Genomic DNA, 20733 nt, shown 5'->3' with positions numbered 1-20733 from the left:
CGTGACCTCAGCGGTGGCCGGCGCGCAGGACGAGCTCGAGCTCGAAGCGCACCTCCGGGTCGTCGAGGGCCTCGCCGAAGAGCTCCTTGAGCTGGGCGACCCGGTAGCCCACCGTCTGCTGGTGGACGAAGAGCTCGGCGGCGATCGGCGCGCGCTGCCCCTGGTGGCGCAGCCACGACAGGAGCGTCTCGGTCAGGCGCTCGCGCACGGCGGGCCGCAGGCTGTCGAGCGGCGCGAGCCGCGTGCGGGCGAGGTCGTCGGTGGCGAGCGGCTCGGCGAGCACGACGAGCTCGGCGAGGTGGTCCTCGACCCACACGGGGGCGGCGTCGCCGTGCGGCCGGTCCGGTCCCGGCGCCACGCCGTGGGCCCCCGCCGACGTCGCCAGGTGCAGCGACTCGCTCGCCTGCTGCCACGGACGTGCCGGTCCGACGATCGCGCGGCGCCCGCGCAGGGCCCGCTCGAGGTCGCGTCGACGCGGCTTGCGGCTGACGAACGGGAAGACGACGACGACGTCCGTGCCTCGCTCGGCGACGAGACCGTCGGGTCCGAGCGCGCCGCGCAGCCCGTCGACGTGCGGGAAGGGCACGAGCGCGACGACGACGACCTCGGGCAGGGTCCAGCCGACGGCCGCGGCGAGGCGTGCCACGCCACCGTCGCTGGAGTCGCCGCGCAGGATCATCTCGAGCAGCTCACCGCGCAGGCGCAGCTGCTCGCCGGCGCGCTCGGACTGCTCCTGCGCGTAGCCCTGCGCGCTCGCCGCCGACAGCTCGTCGATGTAGGCGAAGAGCGACTCCCCGAGCGAGAGCAGCACGTCGGGCGGCAGCTGCGACACGTCGACGGTGCGCGAGATGGCGCGGAAGGTGACGCGGGCGCCGTAGCGGTAGGCGGCGAGCAGCGACTCGAGGCTCCGGCCCGAGCGGACCTCCCCGCGACCGAGGTTCTCGTAGACCCACTTGCCGTCCTCCGACAGGGCCGGCAAGCGGGTGCCCGGCAGGTCGAGGAAGCGGTTGAGCGCCACCGTCACGCCCCGACGGACGCCTTGGCCGAAGCGGCCCTCCATCGGCATCGCATAGACCGGCACGTCACGGGGTATGCCCTCGATGATGGCCTCGACGATGTCGCCGACGACGGGCCGCAGAACGGTCGTCACTTCGGCTGGCAGAGACAACCACGGCGGGTCAGACGTGTCCTGCGCCACTTCGACCTCCTGCATTTTGTCGTCGTGCAACAGTTTCTCACTCCAAAGAGTACGCGCCACCCCAAGATCCCGAGGGGCTTGGGCGACGACCATAGGAGGATGACCCAGATCAGAGCTCTCCGGCGGGTGGCGTCGCTCCTGACGACCCCTCTCGCTCCCGAGGACATCATCAATCTGGTCAACCCGCTGGCCTCGGCGCGCCAGCTGCGGGGCGTCGTCACGAAGGTGGTCCGCGAGACCCCCGACTCGACGACGATCCACTTCCGTCCCGGCCGCGGCTGGAACCCCCACGCCGCCGGCCAGTGGGCCCGCATCGGCGTCGAGATCGACGGTGTGCGGCAGTGGCGCAGCTACTCCCTGTCGGCCGCCGTCGGGCACGACCCGGCCATCACGGTGACCGCGATCGGCTTCGTGTCGACGGCCCTCGCCCGCAGCACCAAGGTGGGCGACATCCTCTTCCTCGACACCCCGCAGGGCGACTTCGTGCTCCCCGAGCACCCGCGCCCGCTGTTCATGCTGACCGCCGGCAGCGGCCTGACGCCGGTCATGTCGATGATCCGCACGCTCGTCCCGCGCCGACCCGACGCCGACGTCGTGCTCGTCCACTCGGCGCGCACCCGCGACGACGCCCTCTTCCACGACGAGCTGCTCGAGCTCGCCGACCAGTTCCCCGGCCTCACGGTCCGCCACTGGTTCACCCGTGAGGAGGGCTCGCGCCGCCTCGACCTCTCGGACGTCACCGACCTCGAGACGCTCTGTCCCGACTGGCGCGAGCGGGCGGCATACGCTTGCGGTCCCACCGACTTCCTCGACGCGGCCACCGACCTGTGGCTGCGTGACGGCGACGACGCCACCCACACGAACCTCACCATCGAGCGCTTCGCACCCGTCCTGCTGGAAGGGTCCGGCGGCGAGGGCGGCCTGCTGACGTTCGAGAAGTCCGACAAGGAGGTGGAGGCGGGCGGCGACGTCCCCCTCCTCGAGGCCGGCGAGGACTGCGGCGTCGTCATGCCGAGCGGGTGCCGCATGGGCATCTGCCGCAGCTGCCTCGTCCCCCTGGTCGCCGGCAAGGTTCGCGACCTGCGCACCGGTGAGGTCCACGGTGACGAGGGCGAGCTCATCCAGACCTGTGTCAACGCGGCCGCCGGACCCGTCCACCTGGACATCTGAGAAGGGAACCACCATGACTGCCACCACGAACCGACCGACGACGACGCCCCTCGGGGACGCCGCCACCGGTGTCGTTGACGGCACCGCCACGACGCCCCGGCCCCGCAAGCCGATCCTCGCCGCGTCCGGCGGACCCGCGAAGCGCCCCAGCGCCGCCGCCCACCTCACCGACGCCGACGTCGAGCAGCTCGGCAAGGAGCTCGACGCCCTGCGCGACCGCGTCATCGCGACGCGTGGCGCGGCCGACGCGGCCTACATCCGCAGGGTCATCCGCATCCAGCGCACCCTCGAGGTCGCCGGCCGCGCCACCCTGCTCTTCTCGAAGAAGAAGACGGCGTTCGTCGCCGGCACCGCGATGCTCTCGGTCGCGAAGATCCTCGAGAACATGGAGATCGGCCACAACGTCCTGCACGGCCAGTGGGACTGGATGCGCGACCCCGACATCCACTCGACCACGTGGGAGTGGGACTTCGTCACGCCGGCGGCCGCGTGGAAGCACACGCACAACGACCTGCACCACACGTGGACCAACGTGCTGGGCAAGGACAAGGACGTGGGCTACTCCATCCTGCGCATGGACGAGGACCAGCCCTGGCACCCGGGCAACCTCGGCAACCCGCTCTACAACATGATCCTCGCGCCCTTCTTCGAGTGGGGCATCGCGATCTACGACCTCGAGCTCGAGGCCGTCAAGGACGGCGAGAAGTCCAAGGACGACCTCAAAAAGGACCTCAAGGCCATGGGCCGCAAGGTCGTCCGCCAGTTCACCAAGGACTACGCCGCCACCCCGCTCGCCGCCGTCCCCTTCGGCTCGGGCAAGCAGGCTCTCATCGGCACCTTCACGGCCAACGCCATCCGCAACGTCTGGGCGCACTCCGTCATCTTCTGCGGCCACTTCCCCGACGGCGTCGACACGTTCACCGAGGAGGAGATCGAGGGCGAGACCCGCGGCGACTGGTACATCCGCCAGATGCTCGGCTCGGCCAACATCTCGGGCAGCAAGCTCATGCACATCATGACCGGCAACCTCAGCCACCAGATCGAGCACCACTGCTTCCCCGACCTGCCGAGCAACCGCTACCACGAGGTCGCCGTCGAGGTGCGCGAGATCTGCCAGCGCTACGGACTGCCGTACACGACCGGCCCGCTGCCCAAGCAGGTCTACCAGGCGTGGGCCAAGGTGTTCCGCCTCGCCCTGCCCAACCGCCCGCGACCCCTGCCGAAGAACGCCGCCCACGCCGTCAACGCCCCGGTCCCGCCGCGGCGCTCCGCCCTGCCGATGGTGGCCCGTGTCGGCTGAGGCGGGAGCACGACCGGTGCCGACGGCCGCCTTCTTCGACCTCGACCGCACGCTGATCCGGGGGTCCGCCAACTACCCGCTCGCGATCGCCGCCTTCCGGGGCGGTCACGTGCCGTGGAAGGACCTCGTCAAGGACACCGTCAACGCGATCTCCTTCCACCGCAAGGGCTCCACCGACGAAGGGTCGGAGGCGCTGCGTGAGCGCATCCTCCGGGCGGTGGCCGGCATCCCGCAGTCCGACATCATCCACCTGACCGACGCGATCGTGCCGGGCATCGTGCGCAAGGCGATCCCGGCGTCGATGGCGCTGCTGTCGGAGGCCCGCCAGCGCGGGCACGACCGCATCGTCGTGTCGGCCTCGCCCATCGAGCTCGTCAGCCGCATCGCGACGGCGCTCGGGCTCGAGGGTGCCGTCGCGACCCGAAGCGAGCTCGACGAGCAGGGCCGCTACACCGGCCAGCTCACGGGCGAGTTCTGTTACGGCGCAGGCAAGGTCATCGAGATCGAGAAGCTCGCCGCCGAGCGCGGCTACGACCTGTCCCGGTGCGCCGCCTACAGCGACTCGATCAGCGACCTCCCGATGATGGAGCGGGTGGGTGAGGCCGTGGCCGTCAACCCCGACGGCGAGCTGCGCGAGCTCGCCCGCGAGCGCGGTTGGCGCGTCGTCGAGGTCGGCCGCAAGCGCCACTGATCGCGTATGCCGTCGCCTCCCGAGGGTGACCGCGTGATGGTCTGCGCTTCGGTGGGGTGATCACCCCACTGGACGGCGGATCATCCGGCAGGTCTCGCGCCGATCGTCCGCCGCTGACACGGGCCGCCGTCGGGCGCCGGCGTCACCAGGAGGTGTGGAGCGGGCGCCCCTCGGCGAAGCCGGCCGTGCTCTGGAGCCCGACGACCGCCCGCTCGTGGAACTCCTCGAGCGTCCGCGCACCGGCATACGTGCAGCTGCTGCGCAACCCGGCGACGATCTCGTCGATGACGTCCTCGACGGAGGGGCGCGCGGGGTCGATGTACATCCGCGCCGTGCTGATGCCCTCCTCGAAGAGGGACTTGCGGGCGCGGTCGTAGTCGGTGTCGGTCGCGGTGCGGTTGCGCACGGCCCGGCTGCTCGCCATGCCGAACGACTCCTTGTACTGGCGCCCGTCGTTGTCGGTGTACAGGTCGCCGGGCGACTCGAGCGTGCCCGCGAACCACGAACCGATCATGACGTTGGACGCGCCTGCCGCGAGCGCGAGGGCGACGTCGCGCGGGTGACGCACTCCACCGTCAGCCCAGACGTGCTTGCCGAGATCCCTTGCAGCCGCGGCACATTCGAGCACTGCCGAGAACTGTGGCCGACCGACCGCGGTCATCATCCGGGTCGTGCACATCGCCCCCGGGCCCACCCCGACCTTGACGACGTCGGCACCGGCCCCGACCAGCTCACGCGTGCCGGCGGCAGACACGACGTTGCCGGCGACGACCGGTACCTGCGGGTCGAGCGCCCGCACCGCACGCAGCGCGTCGATCATCTTGTCCTGGTGCCCGTGGGCGGTGTCGATGACGAGGACGTCGGCGCCGGTGTCGAGCACCTCGGCGGCCTTGGCCGCGACGTCACCGTTGATGCCGACCGCCGCGGCCACGCGCAGGCGCTGCCTGTCGTCTACCGCCGGCTGGTAGAGGCCGGCTCGGATCGCACCACCCCGGGTCAGGATGCCGACGAGCTCGCCGTGCTCGGAGACGACGGGGGCGACCTTGCGCCGCGCAGCCGAGAGCCGCTCGAAGGCCTCCTGCGGGTCGATGGAGTCGGGCAGCACGACCATGTCCTCGTGCATGACGTCGTGCACCTGCGTGTAGCGGTCGACGCCGGTCAGGTCCTTCTCGGTGACGATGCCCACGGGCTTCGGACCGTCGACGACGACTGCGGCACCGTGGGCCCGCTTGCCGATGAGGACGAGCGCCTCGCCGGCCGTCATGTGCCGCTCGAGGGTGATCGCCGTGTCGTGGACGAGGTGGCGCTGCTTGACCCAGCCGACGACGTCGCGGACCACCTCGACGGGGATGTCCTGCGGGATGACGGCGATGCCGCCACGTCGGGCGACGGTCTCGGCCATGCGCCGACCGGCGATGGCGGTCATGTTGGCGACGACGAGCGGGATCGTCGTGCCCGAGCCGTCGACCGACGACAGGTCGACGTCGAGGCGGCTCGTGACCGACGAGCGGCTGGGCACCATGAAGACGTCGTCGTAGGTGAGGTCGAGCTGGGGCTGGAGACCGTTGAGGAACTGCACGGGAACCCATGGTAGGCGGTTCCGGTGCGAGCGGCGGTCGACACCCGGCCCTGACGGGGCAGCGGGGTCAGGGTCCTCCCCCACCTGACCCTGAAGTCGACCCCCAACCTGGCCCCAACCCCTGTTCGCGCGGCCGTCGGCGGCCCTAGCGTTGATCGGGCCGCGACTGCGCGGCAGACTCCGGTAGGGGGCAAATGCCATGAATGACAACAGGATCGGCGATGTCGGGCGGCTTGCGCGAATCCCGTCCTCCCGGGTGACGAAGTGGCTCGTCGTCGGCTTCTGGATCGTCGTGGTCGGCTTCCTCGCCGGCCCGTCGTCGAAGCTGCAGTCGGTCCTCAACAACGAGGCCGCGTCATGGCTTCCCGCGGACGCCCAGTCGACCCAGGTCGTCGACCAGATCTCGGCGTTCCAGAGCACCAACGAGTTCCCCGCCGTCATCGTCTACGAGCGGCCGAGCGGCGTCACGCCGGCCGACCTCGCCGCCGTGACCGCGCAGGTCGCGCGCTTCAACGCCCTCGAGCCGGTCAAGCGCGACTCGGTCGGCCCGATCCCGTCCGCCGACGGCCAGGCGCTCCAGGTCATCGTCCCGGTCGACGCCGGGGAAGCCGGCTGGGACTCCCTCAGCACCACGGCGACGCAGATGCGCGACATCGCCGCCAACGGGCCCGCCGGTCTCTCGATGCACGTCACCGGGCCGGTCGGCTACGGCGCGGACTCGTCGGAGGCGTTCTCCGGCATCGACGGCAAGCTGCTCTACAGCGCGATGGCCGTCGTGATCCTCATCCTGCTCATCACTTACCGAAGCCCGATCCTCTGGCTCCTTCCCGTCGTCTCGGCGGGCACCGCCCTGTTCGTCGCGCAGGGCGTCATCTACTTCCTCGCCGACGGCGACACCCTCACGGTCAACGCGCAGAGCTCCGGCATCCTCACGGTCATCGTCTTCGGCGCCGGTACCGACTACGCGCTGCTCCTCGTGGCGCGCTACCGCGAGGAGCTGCGCCGTCACGCCGACCGGCACGAGGCCATGGCGGTTGCCCTGCACCGCGCCGGCCCGGCGATCCTCGCCTCGGGTGCCACGGTCGTCGCCGGCATGCTCTGCCTCCTCTTCGCGTCCATGAGCTCGACGAAGGGACTGGGCCCCGTCGCCGCGATCGGCATCGCCGTCGCCCTGCTCGTCATGCTGACGCTGCTGCCGGCCCTGCTCGTCGTCCTGGGCCGCTGGGTCTTCTGGCCCGTCCGCCCGACCCTGGGCTCCGTCGACGGCACCCGCGACGGGGTCTGGGCCCGCATCGGCGCCCGGATCGCCCGGGCACCGCGACGCACGTGGGTGGTGACGTCGCTCCTGCTCGCGATCGCGTCGCTCGGGGTGCTCCAGCTCAACGCGGTCGGGCTGCAGAACAAGGACTCCTACTACACGACGCCGCCGTCGGTGATCGGCGAGCAGATCGTCGCGAAGCACTTCCCCGCCGGCGGCGGGTCCCCGGTCCTCGTCCTGGCGAACGGGGCCGCCGCCGCCCAGGTGCGGTCGTCGCTCGAGGCGGTCGACGGCGTCGACACGGTCGCCGACCCGGTGACTCGGGACGGCCGCTCGCTCATCCAGGCCACCCTCACCTCGGCCCCGGACTCCGACGCGGCGACCGCGACGCTCGACCGGATCAGGACGGCCATCGCGGCCGTGCCGGGTGCGAACGCCATCGCGGGAGGTGACACGGCGACCCGCGTCGACACGCTCCGGGCCAGCTCCAACGACAACGAGCGGATCATCCCCGTCATCCTCGGCGTCGTCCTGCTCATCCTCGTGCTCCTGCTACGCGCCCTCACCGCACCACTCGTCCTCATCGGGACGGTCCTGCTCTCCTTCGGAGCGGCAATCGGCTTGTCCGCGTTGGTCTTCCGGCACGTGCTCGGGTTCGCCGGCGCCGACTCCTCGTTCCCGCTCTTCGTCTTCGTCTTCCTCGTCGCCCTCGGCATCGACTACAACATCTTCCTCATGACCCGTGTCCACGAGGAGGCGAAGAAGGTCGGGACGTGGCGCGGGTCGCTCGTGGGGCTCGCTGCGACGGGCGGGGTCATCACGTCGGCGGGGCTCGTACTGGCCGGCACCTTCGCGGTGCTCGCGACGATGCCCATCGTCGCGTTCGCCGAGATCGGCTTCGCCGTGGCACTCGGCGTCCTGCTCGACACGCTGATCGTCCGCTCGGTCCTCGTCACCGCCCTCAACCTCGACATCGGGGCACGGATGTGGTGGCCGAGCAGGCTCGCCCGCACCGATGCCGCGACCACCGCAGCAGCCGAGCGTCCCGAGCCCGTCGCCGAACCGGCTCTTCAGGGTTGAGGGGGTCGTCGCCGGCTGGATGTCGGCCGGCGCGTCGGGCCCGGGCAGCGACGCGCAGATGCAGCCGGAGCCCCGATCTGGTGTCACCCGCTCGGATCGGTCAACGGCGCACTCGGTAGCGCAGGTGCAGCACCCGGTCGCCCCGGATCACCACGTCGGGATCCTCCAGCAGGTGCTGGGCGTGGACCGACCCGAAGTAGCGCTTGCCGGACCCGAGCACGACGGGTACGACGTCCATGCGCACCTCGTCGACGAGGCCCGCGGCGAGCATCTGGCCCCCGACGTCACCAGCGGCGACCTCGACGATGCGGTCACCCGCAAGCTCCTGCGCCTGGGCCATGGCTGCCTCGACGCCGTCGACGAAGTGAAACGGCGCCTCGGGGTCCCAGCCGTCGGGCGGCGGCCGGTGCGTCACGACGACCACGTGGTCGATGCCGCTCGGAGGCTTCCCGTCCCAGCCGTCCGTCAGGTCGAAGACGTGGCGGCCGACGAGTGTCACCCCGATCTGGTCCCAGTACGGCCGGATGTAGTCGTAGGACGTCTGCGACACCAGCAGCTCGCCACTCTCGTCCAACGGGACGTCACCGTCGGACAACCAGTCGAACAGCGGTCCGGGCTGGTCGTTCTCGTCCGCGACGAAGCCGTCCACCGACACCGAGCCGTACATGACCACCGTGCCCACGGCGCTTCTCCTCTGCTTCGGGGTGCCCCCAAATCATCCATCGATGGCTGTCGCTCGGGCAGGAGTCAACCAGCCCGCAGCGGCCCACGAGCGCCACCACACGGCATACGGCCGATTCGGCTGTGCGCGACCGCCGGCGGTAGGACGATGGACGGTGGACGCGACTGCGCCCCGGAATGATTGGGGGAACGCCATGACGGATGCACCGCACGTGTGCTTCGACCGGATCCTTCCCAAGGACCTGATGCGCCCTCACCGGCGCGAGCGGGGCCCGGACGGTGCGGACCGCGCGATCTCGCCCATCGGCAAGGCGTGGATGAACGGCACGACGCTGAAGGTCCGCTTCCTCGAGGGCACGCCCGCCCAGCAGGCCAAGGCGCGCGAGCAGGCCGCGTGGTGGCAGGCCGCGTGCAACATCTCCTTCGACTTCGGCAACCACCCGAACGCCGACCTCCGGGTCTCGTTCGACCCCACCGACGGCGCGTGGTCCTACGTCGGCACCGACAACAAGGGCATCCCGAGCAACGAGGCGACGATGAACCTCGGCTTCCTCGACGGCGGCACGGCGGGCCACGAGTTCGGCCACGCCATCGGGCTCGCGCACGAGCACTCGAACCCGCAGGGCGGCATCGAATGGAACGAGCCGGTCGTCATCGCGGCCCTCGCCGGACCACCGAACCGCTGGGACGAGGCCAAGGTCCGCCACAACGTCTTCATGAAGTACGCCGTCGACCAGATCAAGGGGACGCAGTTCGACCCCGACTCGATCATGCTCTACGCCTTCCCGGCGACGTGGACGCTCAACGGTGTCGCCACGCACGCCAACGACGACCTCTCGGCGCTCGACCAGGCCTTCGTCGCGGGAGCGGCCATGTATCCCAAGGGCGCCCCGGTCGTCACCGACGCGGCGACCCTCACGATCGACGGCCCGAAGGTCGAGGCCTCGATCGGAGCTGCCGGCGAGGAGGACCTCTACGCCTTCGACGTCGCGAGCGACGGGCTCTACGAGGTGTCGACACGCGGGTCGACCGACGTCTACCTCTCCCTCTTCGGGCCCGACAGCGACACCGACCTCGTTGGCGAGGACGACGACAGCGGCTACGGCGTCAACGCGCGCGTGCGTGCCGGGCTCACCCCCGGTCGCTACGTCGCCCAGGTGCGCCACTACCGACCGAGTGGGACCGGCACCTACTCGATCCGGGCGCGCCGCCGCTGACGCTCGCGCTCCCCTCCCAGGACCCTCCACCGAGGGCGTATGCCGTCCGCTCGCCACCCGACGGCATGCGCCCTCGCTCTCTGCCTCCGGGGTAAGGCGTTGACGCTCTCGCGTAATGGAGTAATCCTGATTACATGATTACGAACGAAGCACTGGAGCGAGTGCGCGGCTGGTTCGTCGGCCGCCTGCCCGAGGAGTGGCGCAGCACGCCACCCGAGATCACCGTCGACCGCGAGGAGATCACCGTCGTCCTCACCGTCGCCGACGTCGACCTGCCCGACGGGTCGAGCGCCGCCGAGCGCGACGAGGCGCGCGCCGGTCGAGCCAAGGCGTTCCGCGAGGACACCCGCGGCCGTCGCATCGAGATCGCCCGCGAGGCCGAGCACCGCTTCGAGCGGAAGGTGTCGTGGGCCGTGCGCGTCGGCGACCACACCGAGCTGTTCACGCACGTGGCAGCGCCGGCGATGACACGGCTGCGCCAGCCCGAGCGGCTCGTGCTCGACACGCTCGTCGACGCCGGGGTGGCCCGGTCACGCGCCGAGGCGCTGGCCTGGTGCGTCAAGCTCGTCGCCCAGCACGAGAGCGACTGGCTCGGCGAGCTGCGTGAGGCCATGTCGCACGTCGCCGACGTGCGCACCAAGGGCCCCGGGGCCTGACCGACCCGTCCGGTCGAGGTGTCCACGCGCCGCCCGGCGCGACGGCACACCTCGACCTCCGGCGGGTCAGTCCTGCTGGTCGCTCCCGCGCTTGACGGCGGAGATCTCGAACTCGAGCGAGATCTTCTCCGAGACGAGCACGCCGCCGGCGTCGAGGGGCATGTTCCACTCGAGGCCGAAGTCGCGGCGGTTGATCCGGCGCGAGCCCTCGAAGCCGGCGCGCAGCGCGCCGAAGGCGTCGGTCTGCACGCCGATGAGCTCGATCGGGATGGTGACGGGCTTGGTGATGTCGCGGATCGTCAGGTTGCCGGAGACCATGTAGGCGTTCTCCTCGACCTCCTCGATCTGCGTGCTCTCGAAGCGGATGTCGGGCCACTTCTCGGCGTCGAAGAAGTCGGCGCTGCGAAGGTGGTCGTCACGCTGCTGGTTGCGCGTGTCGACGCTGGCGGCCTTGAGGACCACCTCGGCGTACGACTTGTCCATGTCGTCGACGTCGGCGTAGAGGCGGCCGGTCACGTCGTTGAACGAGCCGCGCACCGTCGTCACCATCGCGTGCCGCGCCGAGAAGCCGATACGGGTGTGGGCCGGGTCGAAATCCCAGTCCCCGCTCAACGCGGATCCGTGGTCGGTCATGGTCTCTCCCCTGCGGTTCGAAGAATGAGTCGCGGCATCCTCTCACGACCCAGGGTGCTTGAATCTTTCACTACTGCCTCGTTCGTTGGCAAGTTATGGGCACGGGACCCCGGCGCTCGCCCCCGACGGCTGACCTCCCCATACCCGCCGACGATCCCTCACGTGCGCTCCTGCGCCACCCGTGGGCGGTTTGCAGGAAGCCCCGAGGGGTCGGCTATAGTTCCACTCGTTGTCCCGGCCAGGTAGCTCAGTTGGTACGAGCGTCCGACTGAAAATCGGAAGGTCGGCGGTTCGACCCCGCCCCTGGCCACAACCCCGAAGCCGCAGGTTCAGATCCCTCTGACCTGCGGCTTCGTCGTGGCCGCGGAGCGGCAAGAGCAATGGTCCAGGCGCAGTTGCTGCCCTTGGGACCGGCGCATGCTGTCCTGTCGCGGCCCGGTTGAGGGCGTGGTTCCTTCGCGTGGCTCCGGTGCGTGCAGGAGTGATCGGTCCCGCGCCCTGCCTGAGGGAGGCTCAGGCGTCGACGATGACGGGGATGATGAGGGGGCTGCGGCGCGCCTGTCGGTGGACCCAGGTGGACATGGCTTGGCGGACGAGCTCCTCGACCTGCTCGATGTCCTCGATGCCCTCCTTGGTGGCGGTCGTGAGCGCCTTCTGGATGGCCGGTGTGGCCTTGGCGAAGTCGCCGGGCTCGTGCTCGAACCCGTGGGCGAGGTAGTCGGGCTCCTCGGTGAGCTTGCCGGTGTCGGGATCGACGATGCAGACGATGGTGATGACCCCTTCCTCGGCGAGGGTGCGGCGCACGTGCAGGGACTCCTCGGTCGCTCCGCCGACCGTCATGGCGTCGACGTAGACGAGGCCGGCGGGGACTGTGCCGGTGATCGTCGCCTGGCCGTCGACGAGGTCGATGACGGCGCCGTCGTGGGCGATGAGGGCGCGCTTGGGGTCGACGCCGGTGCGGATGGCGATGTCGGCGTTTGCTCGCAGGTGGCGCCACTCCCCGTGGACGGGCAGCACGCTGGAGGGCTGGACGATGTTGTAGCAGTAGGCGAGCTCGCCGGCGCTGGCGTGGCCGGAGACGTGCACCTTGGCGTTGCCCTTGTGAACGACGTTGGCACCCCAGCGGGTGAGCTCGTTGATGACGCGGTAGATGGCGTTCTCGTTGCCCGGGATGAGGGAGCTGGCGAGCAGCACGGTGTCACCTTCGGCGACGCGGATGGGATGGTCTCGCCTGGCCATCCTCGACAGGGCGGCCAGGGGCTCGCCCTGCGACCCCGTGCAGATCAGGGCAATCTCGTTCGCGGGCCGGCGCTCGAGCTGCTTGAGGTCGACGACCAGGCCCTGGGGGATGTCCAGGTAGCCGAGGTCGGCGGCGATGCCCATGTTGCGGACCATCGACCGGCCGACGAAGGACACCTTCCGTCCGTGGTCGCGGGCCGCGTTGAGCACCTGCTGGATGCGGTGCACGTGGCTGGCGAAGCTCGACACGATGACCCGTCCCGTTGTGGTCCGGAACACCGCTTCGATCGCGGGCGACAGCTCGCCCTCCGACACCGTGAAGCCCGGAACCTCCGCGTTCGTCGAGTCGACGAGGAAGAGGTCGACGCCCTCTTCGCCGAGGCGGGCGAAGGCGCGTAGGTCGGTTACCCGACCGTCGAGGGGGAACTGGTCCATCTTGAAGTCGCCGGTGTGCAGGACGAGGCCCGCTGCGGTGCGGATCGCGACGGCGAGCCCGTCGGGGATCGAGTGGTTGACGGCCACGAACTCGCAGTCGAAGGGGCCGAAGGAGCGGCGGTCGTCCTCGCTCACCTGCACGGAGACCGGGGTGATGCGATGCTCCTGGAGCTTCGCCTCGAGGAACGCGAGCGTGAGGCGTGAGCCGACAACGGGAATGTCCGGTCGCTCGCGCAGCAGGTAGGGCACGCCGCCGATGTGGTCCTCATGACCGTGCGTGAGCACGATCGCGTCGACCTTGTCGAGACGGTCCCGGATCCAGGAGAAGTCCGGCAGGATCACGTCGACGCCCGGCTGGTGCTCCTCGGGGAAGAGGACGCCGCAGTCGACGACGAGCAGCCGCCCGGCGTGCTCGAAGACCGTCATGTTGCGGCCGATCTCGCCCAGTCCACCCAGGGGAACGATCCGAAGGCCGTTGCGCGGCAGCGTGGGGATGTCCTGGGACGACCGTCGGGAGCCGCGTCCACGCCCACGGGACTGAGGCCGGCGACCGCCACCCGCGCTCACAGGCCCCTCCCGGGACGGGAGCTCACGGCCTGGCGGTCCGAGCTGGAGGAGGCCTGCTCGGGCGCCGGGCGGCTGGTTGCGGTGAACAGCTGCGGTGTCATGGTGATCCTTCTCGTGCTGAGCAACGGCGGGATGGCGACGAAACCGAGGTGTCAGGTGCTCACACCTGCAGACGCACGGATGTCAGGGTAGGCAGGTCACAGCGTGTCCCGTTCCGCGTCTCGTGGAGTCGGTGGGGCGGATTCTCAGGCCACGGTGATCGGCGTTCGCACGTCGCACTGTATCGGCGTCAGCATGCCGAGCGAGAAGTGTCGTCGTTGCCGCCGTACGTGGCGGGGTCACCCGGGGAAAGCAGGTGGCCTGGGACGGCATGGGCGAGAGGGTCCTGTCGCTGCAGGAACGTCGGTGCTCCCTCGCAGAGCGTTGCCACGTCGCGACCGACGCGCAGCACGGTGAAGTCCGGTCGCACCAGTGCGGCCACAGCCTTGCCGTCTGCGAGCCACGTGGACAACGCCGAGCCTGGTTTCACCTCGAGCACCTCGGTCCCGCGGCCCGCCAGCAGATCCCGCTGGCCGGGCGAGAGGGGCACGGCGCTGACGACCACGAACCCGCCACGTGTCACGTCGTCATATCGGAGGTCCTCCGTCAGGGGCGCGTTCGGGCACATCCGCCCTGCCAAGGACCTGCGACGTCCGGCCCCATCCACCAGTGCGGACCGGCTCAGCGGCGGGGTCTCGCTGTCGAGGAGGCGGTCGCGCAGACCGGGGACCCAGTGCAGCCGTGGGGCGATGGCCCCACGGAGCAGGTCACCGGCCCTGCCGCCCTGCGTCATGGCGACACCGATGAGCCGGGCGAGCTGGATGAGCGCGCGAGCGTGTGGTTTGCGCTCCACCTCGTAGGTGTCGAGCACCGACCCCGGCAGGTCTCCGGAGAGGACACCGGCGAGCTTCCAGCTGAGGTTCATGGAGTCGCGGAGTCCCGCGCACAGCCCTTGTCCGACGAAGGGGGGTGTCAGGTGGGCGGCGTCGCCGAGGAGGAACACGTTGCGGTCTCGCCAGCGGTCCGCCAGCTGGGCCCGGAAGGTGTACTCCGCAACGCGGCCCAGCTCGAGCTGGTCGCACGGGACGCCCTTGACCCACGGTCCGATGAGGGGCTGGAGTGCTTCGATGGACTGGAAGTCGGCGGCGGTCTCGCCCGGCAGCATCCGGAACTCCCAGCGGTAGCGGGTGTCCCCGATACGCATGTATGTCGCGGCGCGCGCCGGGTCGCAGACCTGGTGCACGCCTTCCCACTGGTCGAGCTCGACCCTGCTGGCCACGTCGATCACGAGCCAGCGCTGGTCGAACTTGAGGTCCGCCATCGTCGAGCCGATCGCCGCGCGCACCACGCTGTTGGCTCCGTCGCAACCCAGCACGAAGGTGGCCGGCACGGACTCCCGCTCGCCGGTGAGCCGGTCGGTGAAGTCCACCCTGACCCGGCCCTGGCCGTCCTGGGCGATGTCCGTGACGTCCACGTTTCCGCGCAGGTTGACCGTGGTCTGGCCCTCGAGGTTGGTGCGCATCAGCTGCTCGAGCTCGGGCTGGTCGAACATGTTGGCCTCGGGGTGCCCATGCCGGCCGTGGTCGCCGGTCCGGTCGAACACCGCCAACACCCGATGGTTCCGGTCGACCAGCTGAAGCCCGCGCGTGGGCCGGGACACGGCAGCGAACTGCCCGCCGATCCCGAGCCGTCCCAGGATCCGGTAGGTCTCGTCGTCGAGGTGGACGGCTCGCGGCTGGGGGTAGACGCCGTCCCAGCGGTCCAGCACCAGGCAGTCGACTCCGTACTGGCCCAGAAGGGTGGCGGCGGCGACGCCGACGGGCCCGGCCCCCACGATGACGACGGGAATCGGGTCGTCGCGGGTCTGCCGAGAACGGTTCATCGCAGGTCACCGACCACCAGAAGGAGGTAGCTCACGGTCGCCAGACCCAGGACGATGGCCGGGGCGATCTCGCGTACGCCGTCGCCGCCCCGGACGTGGGCCACGACTGCCCCTCCGAGGAGCATCAGGAGTCCGGCGGCGGCCAGGCCGCCGATGACCGGGACGAACGCGCCGACGAGCAGGCCGACGACACCGAGGACCTCGAGGAGGCCGATCCGTCGGTAGGCGGTGACGCTGAAGCCGACGTGTTCGGCTTTGGCGCGCATGGCTGGCACGGCGGCGAGCTTGGCGGTGCCGACGGCTGTGAAGGCCACGACCAGAAGGCCGGCAAGGATCGTTGTGGGGTTCATGACAGTTCCAATCTCCAGGTGATGGCAAAGCGGTCGAGTGTTTCCCTGACCGGGGTCTGGTCGGCGCCGCGGGCCAGAGTGACGACGGCGACGACAGCACCGTCCTCGACGGCCCCTCGGACGGACGTGACCGAGGCGATGTCGCGCAGGGCGTCTGCGACGGCCTCTCGGGTGGCCTCGGCGCGCAGGGCCGGTTTGAAGTGTTTGCCCACCCGAGTGACCGGGAGCGCGTCCAGCACGGTGACGGTCTTGGGTGCTGCCGCCTGCTCGGGGACGTGGTCGGCGGCCCAGGCCCGCAGTTCCTCGGGGGTCGGGTTGGCTTCGGATGCGACGGTGACGAACGCGACCGGCACCTCGCCGGCGTGCAGGTCCGGACGGCCCACCGCCTGCGCAGCCGTGACCGCCGGGTGTGCCAGCAGCACGTTCTCGATGACCGCCGGGTCGATGTTGTGACCGCCGCGGATGATGAGGTCCTTGGCTCGGCCGGCGAGGTGGATGAAGCCGTCCGGGTCGACCCAGGCCAGGTCTCCGGTGTCCAGCCAGCCGTCGCGCAGCTTGCCCAGCCCGTCCAGCCCGGGCCCGTCGGGACTTCGGCCGCTGACGTAGCCGGGAAACACGGTCGGTCCGCTGATGGCGAGGACGCCGACTTGACCGGCCGGCAGGTCGACCCACTCACCGTCGTCGGTGACCTTGACGGTCTTCACCTGCTGGTACGGCAGCCGCTGGCCGACGGATTCCCGACGTGGGTGGTGAGGAAAGCTCAGTGCGCTCACGCACGTGGCCTCGGTGAGGCCGTAGCCCTCGACCAGTTGGATGCCGGTGGCGGCCTCAAAGCCGTCCCGCACCGCCAGGGGCAGGGGGGATGCGCCGACGACGGCGAAGCGGAGACTGCTGATGTCGGCGTCCAGGGGATGGCCAGCGAGGACGGAGTACACGGTGGGCACGGCGCTCATCGTGGTGACCCGATAACGCTCGACGAGCTTCCAGAAGTTTGAGAGGAGCGCGTGGTCGCGGTAGCCCTGAGGGCCGGCCCAGATGACGTGGAGTCCTCTGAACAGCGGGCCAAGAACGGTGACAAGGAGTGCGTTGACGTGGAAGAGCGGCAAGGCCGCGAAGATCACCGCGTCGTCGTGCAGCATGCCGGTGACAGAGATCATCCAGGCGTCGCTGACCTCGTTGGCGTGGGTGTGCGCTGCGAGTTTCGGCAGGCCCGTCGTGCCGCCCGTGTGGAAGAGAGCGGCGAGGTCGGCGGCCGAGGGCGGTTCACCCACGAAGGCATCGTGTGGCTGTCCTGCCGCGAGGGCGGATAGGTGCCCGACCCGGATGCCGTCGATAGCGCACAGCTCTGCCTCAACCGGGCCCGCGCCCGTCGCGCTCAGGGCCAGGACGGCCTCGATCCCGGCGTCGGCGGCGAGCTCGCGGGCACGCTCCCAGACCTCGGGCGCGAGGTCGGGGCCGGCGGCCACGAGGATTCGGGCGCCCGACCTGCGCAGCAGCTCGGCGATGTGGTCCTCGGAGAGCCCGCTGTTGATCGGCGCGGCGATGCCGGCGAGCTGGGCAGCGAGCGTTGCGGTGACGAGCTCGTCGCAGTTCGGGGCGAGGAGTGCGACCGCGTCGGTGCGGCGCACGCCGAGCGTGTGGAGCACGTTGGCGTAGCGATGCACGTCCATCAGGAGCTGGGCATGGGTGCGCTCCGCCGGTTGCTCCCACCCTTCGCCGTCCGGGAGCACGGACAGGGCGACGCGGTCCGGCCAGAGACCGGCGGCCCGGACGAGGAGCTCGTACGTCGTGCCCGGCAGGCCACGGTCAGTCAGCGGTATGGCCTCGATGGCAGCAAGATCGCCAGGCCCGTCGTACGTCGGCGAGAGCAGGTCGCCCATCATGCTGTCCTCACGACAGTGCGCTGACGACCGAGGTCAATGGCCCCGTCGTCGCTGCCGATGGAGACTTCGACGACGTCGCCGTGCTTGAGGTACTTGGGGTTCTGGGCCTGCCGCTTGAAGAAGACCTTCCACTTCAGGGCGGGCGGCAGGAACGCGGCAATGATCTCGACTGGCTTCGGGGGTGCGCTCAGGGCGGTCCCCTCCGGGGTCCCGGTGAGGAGCAGGTCACCCGGGTCGAGGCGTTGGAACCGGCTCAGCGCCTGCAGCGCCTCGAGCGGGGAGAAGACCATGTCGCCGTCGACCACCGAGTCCTGGCGCAGCTGGCCGTTGACCCACAGGCGCAGGCGTAGGTCGCCGAACCGCTTGAGCTCATGGTCGTCGAGCAGGACCAGCGCCGGGCCGACGGGCGTGAAGGTCGGGTACGACTTGGACTCGAAGAACTGGGTCTTCGGCAGCTGCACGTCGCGGGCCGAGACGTCGTTGGTCACGACGAGGCCGGCCACGAACGTGGTCCAGTTGTCGGCGGTGACCTGCGTGCCCACTGGGATTGCCTGACCGATGACCAGGCCGATCTCGACCTCGTAGTCGAGGAAGCGCACGTGGTCGGGGCGGATGATGTCGTCGAACGGGCCGCTGATCGAGCCCGACGTCTTGCGGAAGAACGTCAGCGGGATGGTGTCGGGGTTGAGACCTGCGTCCTTCACATGGCTGGTGAAGTTCGTCATCTGCGCCACGACCCGGCAGGGTGCCGTCACCGGGGACACCACATCGAGGGTGGCCGGGTCGACGGTCGTCGTGGTGCCCCGGGCGGCGTCGATCCGCGTGGGCCCGGCGAGCAGCCCGCGGGTGGTCGTGGCGTCGGTGTCGATGCGGGCGGCGCCGCCGGGAGTGCGGACCCACCAGGAGTCCGTCGTGCGGAGGATCGTGGTGCTCATGAGCTCGTCACTTTCAGCATGCCGCGGAGGCGGGTCAGGTCGAACTCGTTGTTGTCGCGCAGTGAGCGAGCCATCGAGACAAGCTCGTGCGCCAGGTCTCGTCCTGGCGTGAGACCGAGGAAGTCCTTGGTGGCCCGTGGTCCCCACTGAGCCAGCCCGGATGCGGTCATCGGCGACCAGCCAGGCTCCAACGTGCAGTCGAACAGGTCACCGTCCGCGAAGTGCTCGACCAGGAGCCCGTCGGGGTCGCGCCAGTAGTCGAAGATCTGGCTGCCCTCGATGTGGCGACCAATTCCCCACGAGCGGTTGAAGCCGAGCTCGCGGAGATACTCCCCGCCGGCGGCCAACGCGTCGAGGTCTCCCACCTGGTACGCCGAGTGCACGTACCGGTTACTGGGCCCGAGCATCATCGCCAGCGTGTGGTGGTCGCTCGGGGTCGTGCCTCGGTCACACCGGATGAAGCTCATCGTCGGGCCGCGCTCACGCTGCCCCTCGTAATACTTGAAGTCGCTGACGATGAGACCCAGGTGCTGGAGGTACCAGTTCAGCGACTCGATGTACTTCGTGGTCTGGAGCACGACGTGGCCCAGTCGCTGGATCGTCGCGGGTGCACGTGGCGGCCGCTGCGTGGTGTTGGCGCGTCGGACGTCGTGCCCGAAGTTGAACTGCTGTGTCGGCTGGGGCGGAAGGGCTGCCAGCTCGTGGGTGTCGGCGACAACCCGGACCATGCCACCACTCGGGTCGGTCAGGTCCACGGTGAGCCCGCCGATGCTCTCCGGAAGCGTCTCGACGTTCGTGCAGGTGGCCCCGGCCAGCCGCACCAGGTCGACGGTCTCCGCGGCGCGGAAGGCCGCTCCGAGGTACCTCGAACGTGGCCCGCGTCGTACGATCACACAGGGCGCGCCCGGGTCGTTGCCTCTCAGCTGCAGCTCGTCCACCGTCCTGCTCACCGTGGTGAACCCGAACGCGTGCGCGAAGCGCTCCGAGGCAACGAGGTCGGGCTTGACGAACTCGAGCCAGGCCAGGTCGAGCACCTTGATGACGGGGTTCCTTGCGCGTCCCGGGTGCTCAGCAGGCAGCGCACCCTGCTCGCAGTGCAGGTCGGTGTGGGTTCCGTGGTGACTGGTCATTGCCGCTCCTCCGTTGATCTTCTGACGTAATCGTCATTCATGACCACATGCTCAGTCAAGGGTTTCTGAGGTAATCGTCATTCCTGACTGGACGCGCTAGGGTGGATGCACAACGAGACCCAGACAAGAGGAGCGGCCGTGAGCAACGTCCCAGCGCAGCAGCAGAGCAACCGACTGGACCGTCGCAAGGCCCGGACGCGAGCGGCTCTCATCCGGGCCGCGCAGACGCTCATTGCCGAGGGCAGGACGAACGTGCCGATCCTGGAGATCACTCAGGCAGCTGACGTCGGGATGGGGTCCTTCTACAACCACTTCGAGACCAAGGAGCAGCTGTTCGAGGCCGCGGTCGAAGCAGTGATGGACGCCTACGGCGAGCTGCTCGACAACCTGACCGCCGACATAGAGGACCCCGCAGAGGTGTTCGCCTGCAGCTTCCGGCTCACCGGGCGACTGCACCGGCGGGAGCCGGAACTCAGCCAGGTGCTTCTCAACAACGTGTTCCGGCTGCTCAGCGCCGACAATGGCCTGGCACCACGAGTCCGCCGGGACATCGCGGCAGCCGTCGATGCCGGGCGCTTCGACGTCGAGGACCTCGACGTGGCTGTCACGATGAGTGCCGGAGCCCTGCTCGGCCTCGGCCACCTGCTGCACGCCCAGCCGGCCCGTGACGTCGAGGAGACCACCGACCGAGTGGCTGAGGACCTGCTGCGCATGTTCGGTGTGCCCCGGCAACGGGCGCGGCGGATCTGCTCGCTGCCCCTGCCTGACCTCGACGCGGCACCCGGCGACGGCTCGGCGGCCTGACCTCCG

At 70.0% G+C, this 20733-nt stretch carries 17 protein-coding genes and 1 tRNA gene; 8 read left to right on the top strand and 10 right to left on the bottom strand.

Features of this window, described 5'->3' with window-relative positions; all coding sequences use genetic code 11:
* Positions 1-7: 7 nt before the first annotated feature.
* On the bottom strand, positions 8-1150 hold the full coding sequence (locus ASD90_RS04270; protein WP_082588469.1) for a CdaR family transcriptional regulator: 1143 nt from the start codon (positions 1148-1150) through the stop codon (positions 8-10).
* Positions 1151-1297: 147 nt separating this feature from the next.
* Here ASD90_RS04270 and ASD90_RS04265 point away from each other — a divergent pair, with 147 nt between their 5' ends.
* Genes ASD90_RS04265 through ASD90_RS04255 form a run of 3 tightly spaced genes read left to right on the top strand, consistent with a single transcriptional unit; the run spans position 1298 to position 4359 of the window.
* The gene (locus ASD90_RS04265; RefSeq protein WP_056752056.1) at positions 1298-2368 is read left to right on the top strand and encodes a ferredoxin reductase; all 1071 of its coding nucleotides are present in this window, start codon (positions 1298-1300) and stop codon (positions 2366-2368) included.
* Between the two features lie 13 nt (positions 2369-2381).
* A complete protein-coding gene (locus tag ASD90_RS04260; RefSeq protein WP_056752054.1) occupies positions 2382-3668 on the top strand; it encodes an acyl-CoA desaturase in 1287 nt (428 codons plus the stop codon).
* Between the two features lie 16 nt (positions 3669-3684).
* Positions 3685-4359 (top strand): HAD family phosphatase, encoded by a 675-nt coding sequence (locus ASD90_RS04255; RefSeq protein ID WP_056752050.1) that lies wholly within the window; start codon positions 3685-3687, stop codon positions 4357-4359.
* 142 nt (positions 4360-4501) lie between these two features.
* Here the strand turns inward: ASD90_RS04255 and ASD90_RS04250 are convergent, their stop codons facing one another.
* Positions 4502-5938 (bottom strand): GuaB1 family IMP dehydrogenase-related protein, encoded by a 1437-nt coding sequence (locus ASD90_RS04250; protein ID WP_056752048.1) that lies wholly within the window; start codon positions 5936-5938, stop codon positions 4502-4504.
* 199 nt (positions 5939-6137) lie between these two features.
* Here ASD90_RS04250 and ASD90_RS04245 point away from each other — a divergent pair, with 199 nt between their 5' ends.
* A complete protein-coding gene (locus tag ASD90_RS04245; RefSeq protein ID WP_056752045.1) occupies positions 6138-8276 on the top strand; it encodes an MMPL family transporter in 2139 nt (712 codons plus the stop codon).
* Positions 8277-8376: 100 nt separating this feature from the next.
* On the opposite strand, the gene ASD90_RS04240 is transcribed toward ASD90_RS04245, so the two are convergent.
* The gene (locus ASD90_RS04240; RefSeq protein ID WP_056752043.1) at positions 8377-8958 is read right to left on the bottom strand and encodes a dihydrofolate reductase family protein; all 582 of its coding nucleotides are present in this window, start codon (positions 8956-8958) and stop codon (positions 8377-8379) included.
* Between the two features lie 193 nt (positions 8959-9151).
* On the opposite strand from ASD90_RS04240, the gene ASD90_RS04235 reads away from it, so the two are divergent.
* Both ASD90_RS04235 and ASD90_RS04230 read left to right on the top strand, forming a co-directional pair.
* Positions 9152-10174: a M12 family metallopeptidase gene (locus tag ASD90_RS04235; protein WP_056752040.1), complete on the top strand. Its 1023-nt coding sequence runs from the start codon at positions 9152-9154 to the stop codon at positions 10172-10174.
* 134 nt (positions 10175-10308) lie between these two features.
* Complete coding sequence (locus ASD90_RS04230; protein ID WP_056752038.1) at positions 10309-10830, top strand: hypothetical protein; 522 nt, start codon at positions 10309-10311, stop codon at positions 10828-10830.
* 66 nt (positions 10831-10896) lie between these two features.
* Here the strand turns inward: ASD90_RS04230 and ASD90_RS04225 are convergent, their stop codons facing one another.
* A complete protein-coding gene (locus ASD90_RS04225) occupies positions 10897-11463 on the bottom strand; it encodes a YceI family protein (protein ID WP_056752036.1) in 567 nt (188 codons plus the stop codon).
* Positions 11464-11699: 236 nt separating this feature from the next.
* Between ASD90_RS04225 and ASD90_RS04220 the strand changes: the two genes are divergently transcribed.
* Positions 11700-11773, top strand: a tRNA-Phe gene (locus ASD90_RS04220).
* Between the two features lie 203 nt (positions 11774-11976).
* On the opposite strand, the gene ASD90_RS04215 is transcribed toward ASD90_RS04220, so the two are convergent.
* The 6 genes from ASD90_RS04215 to ASD90_RS04190 form a co-directional block, all read right to left on the bottom strand.
* Complete coding sequence (locus tag ASD90_RS04215; RefSeq protein ID WP_056752029.1) at positions 11977-13563, bottom strand: ribonuclease J; 1587 nt, start codon at positions 13561-13563, stop codon at positions 11977-11979.
* 430 nt (positions 13564-13993) lie between these two features.
* The gene (locus ASD90_RS04210) at positions 13994-15625 is read right to left on the bottom strand and encodes a bifunctional 3-(3-hydroxy-phenyl)propionate/3-hydroxycinnamic acid hydroxylase (protein ID WP_082588467.1); all 1632 of its coding nucleotides are present in this window, start codon (positions 15623-15625) and stop codon (positions 13994-13996) included.
* On the bottom strand, positions 15622-15975 hold the full coding sequence (locus ASD90_RS04205; protein ID WP_056752026.1) for a DoxX family protein: 354 nt from the start codon (positions 15973-15975) through the stop codon (positions 15622-15624). The genes ASD90_RS04210 and ASD90_RS04205 overlap by 4 nt, the downstream gene beginning before the upstream one ends.
* Positions 15972-17855 carry an acyl-CoA synthetase gene (locus ASD90_RS04200; RefSeq protein ID WP_235506380.1) on the bottom strand — a complete coding sequence of 628 codons (1884 nt, stop codon included), beginning with the start codon at positions 17853-17855 and terminating at the stop codon, positions 15972-15974. Before ASD90_RS04200 ends, ASD90_RS04205 begins: the two co-directional genes overlap by 4 nt.
* Entirely contained in the window at positions 17855-18793 is a 939-nt protein-coding gene (locus tag ASD90_RS04195) for a fumarylacetoacetate hydrolase family protein (RefSeq protein WP_056752019.1), read from the bottom strand. Before ASD90_RS04195 ends, ASD90_RS04200 begins: the two co-directional genes overlap by 1 nt.
* Entirely contained in the window at positions 18790-19923 is a 1134-nt protein-coding gene (locus ASD90_RS04190; protein WP_056752016.1) for a VOC family protein, read from the bottom strand. The genes ASD90_RS04195 and ASD90_RS04190 overlap by 4 nt, the downstream gene beginning before the upstream one ends.
* A gap of 138 nt (positions 19924-20061) precedes the next feature.
* Between ASD90_RS04190 and ASD90_RS04185 the strand changes: the two genes are divergently transcribed.
* Complete coding sequence (locus ASD90_RS04185) at positions 20062-20727, top strand: TetR/AcrR family transcriptional regulator (protein WP_235506379.1); 666 nt, start codon at positions 20062-20064, stop codon at positions 20725-20727.
* Positions 20728-20733: the final 6 nt, after the last annotated feature.

Source organism: Terrabacter sp. Root181 (genome assembly GCF_001428505.1).
In the GTDB taxonomy this organism is placed as follows: Bacteria; Actinomycetota; Actinomycetes; order Actinomycetales; family Dermatophilaceae; genus Terrabacter.
This window is presented reverse-complemented; position numbering and strand designations above follow the sequence as displayed.

Bases quoted from the DNA above. Each gene is read 5' to 3' on its own strand.
- ASD90_RS04245 (WP_056752045.1), top strand. From the start codon at position 6,138: ATGAATGACAACAGGATCGGCGATGTCGGGCGGCTTGCGCGAATCCCG.
- ASD90_RS04260 (WP_056752054.1), top strand. From the start codon at position 2,382: ATGACTGCCACCACGAACCGACCGACGACGACGCCCCTCGGGGACGCC.
- ASD90_RS04215 (WP_056752029.1), bottom strand. From the start codon at position 13,563: ATGACGGTCTTCGAGCACGCCGGGCGGCTGCTCGTCGTCGACTGCGGC.
- ASD90_RS04225 (WP_056752036.1), bottom strand. From the start codon at position 11,463: ATGACCGACCACGGATCCGCGTTGAGCGGGGACTGGGATTTCGACCCG.
- ASD90_RS04230 (WP_056752038.1), top strand. From the start codon at position 10,309: ATGATTACGAACGAAGCACTGGAGCGAGTGCGCGGCTGGTTCGTCGGC.
- ASD90_RS04210 (WP_082588467.1), bottom strand. From the start codon at position 15,625: ATGAACCGTTCTCGGCAGACCCGCGACGACCCGATTCCCGTCGTCATC.
- ASD90_RS04265 (WP_056752056.1), top strand. From the start codon at position 1,298: ATGACCCAGATCAGAGCTCTCCGGCGGGTGGCGTCGCTCCTGACGACC.
- ASD90_RS04190 (WP_056752016.1), bottom strand. From the start codon at position 19,923: ATGACCAGTCACCACGGAACCCACACCGACCTGCACTGCGAGCAGGGT.
- ASD90_RS04200 (WP_235506380.1), bottom strand. From the start codon at position 17,855: ATGGGCGACCTGCTCTCGCCGACGTACGACGGGCCTGGCGATCTTGCT.
- ASD90_RS04205 (WP_056752026.1), bottom strand. From the start codon at position 15,975: ATGAACCCCACAACGATCCTTGCCGGCCTTCTGGTCGTGGCCTTCACA.
- ASD90_RS04195 (WP_056752019.1), bottom strand. From the start codon at position 18,793: ATGAGCACCACGATCCTCCGCACGACGGACTCCTGGTGGGTCCGCACT.
- ASD90_RS04235 (WP_056752040.1), top strand. From the start codon at position 9,152: ATGACGGATGCACCGCACGTGTGCTTCGACCGGATCCTTCCCAAGGAC.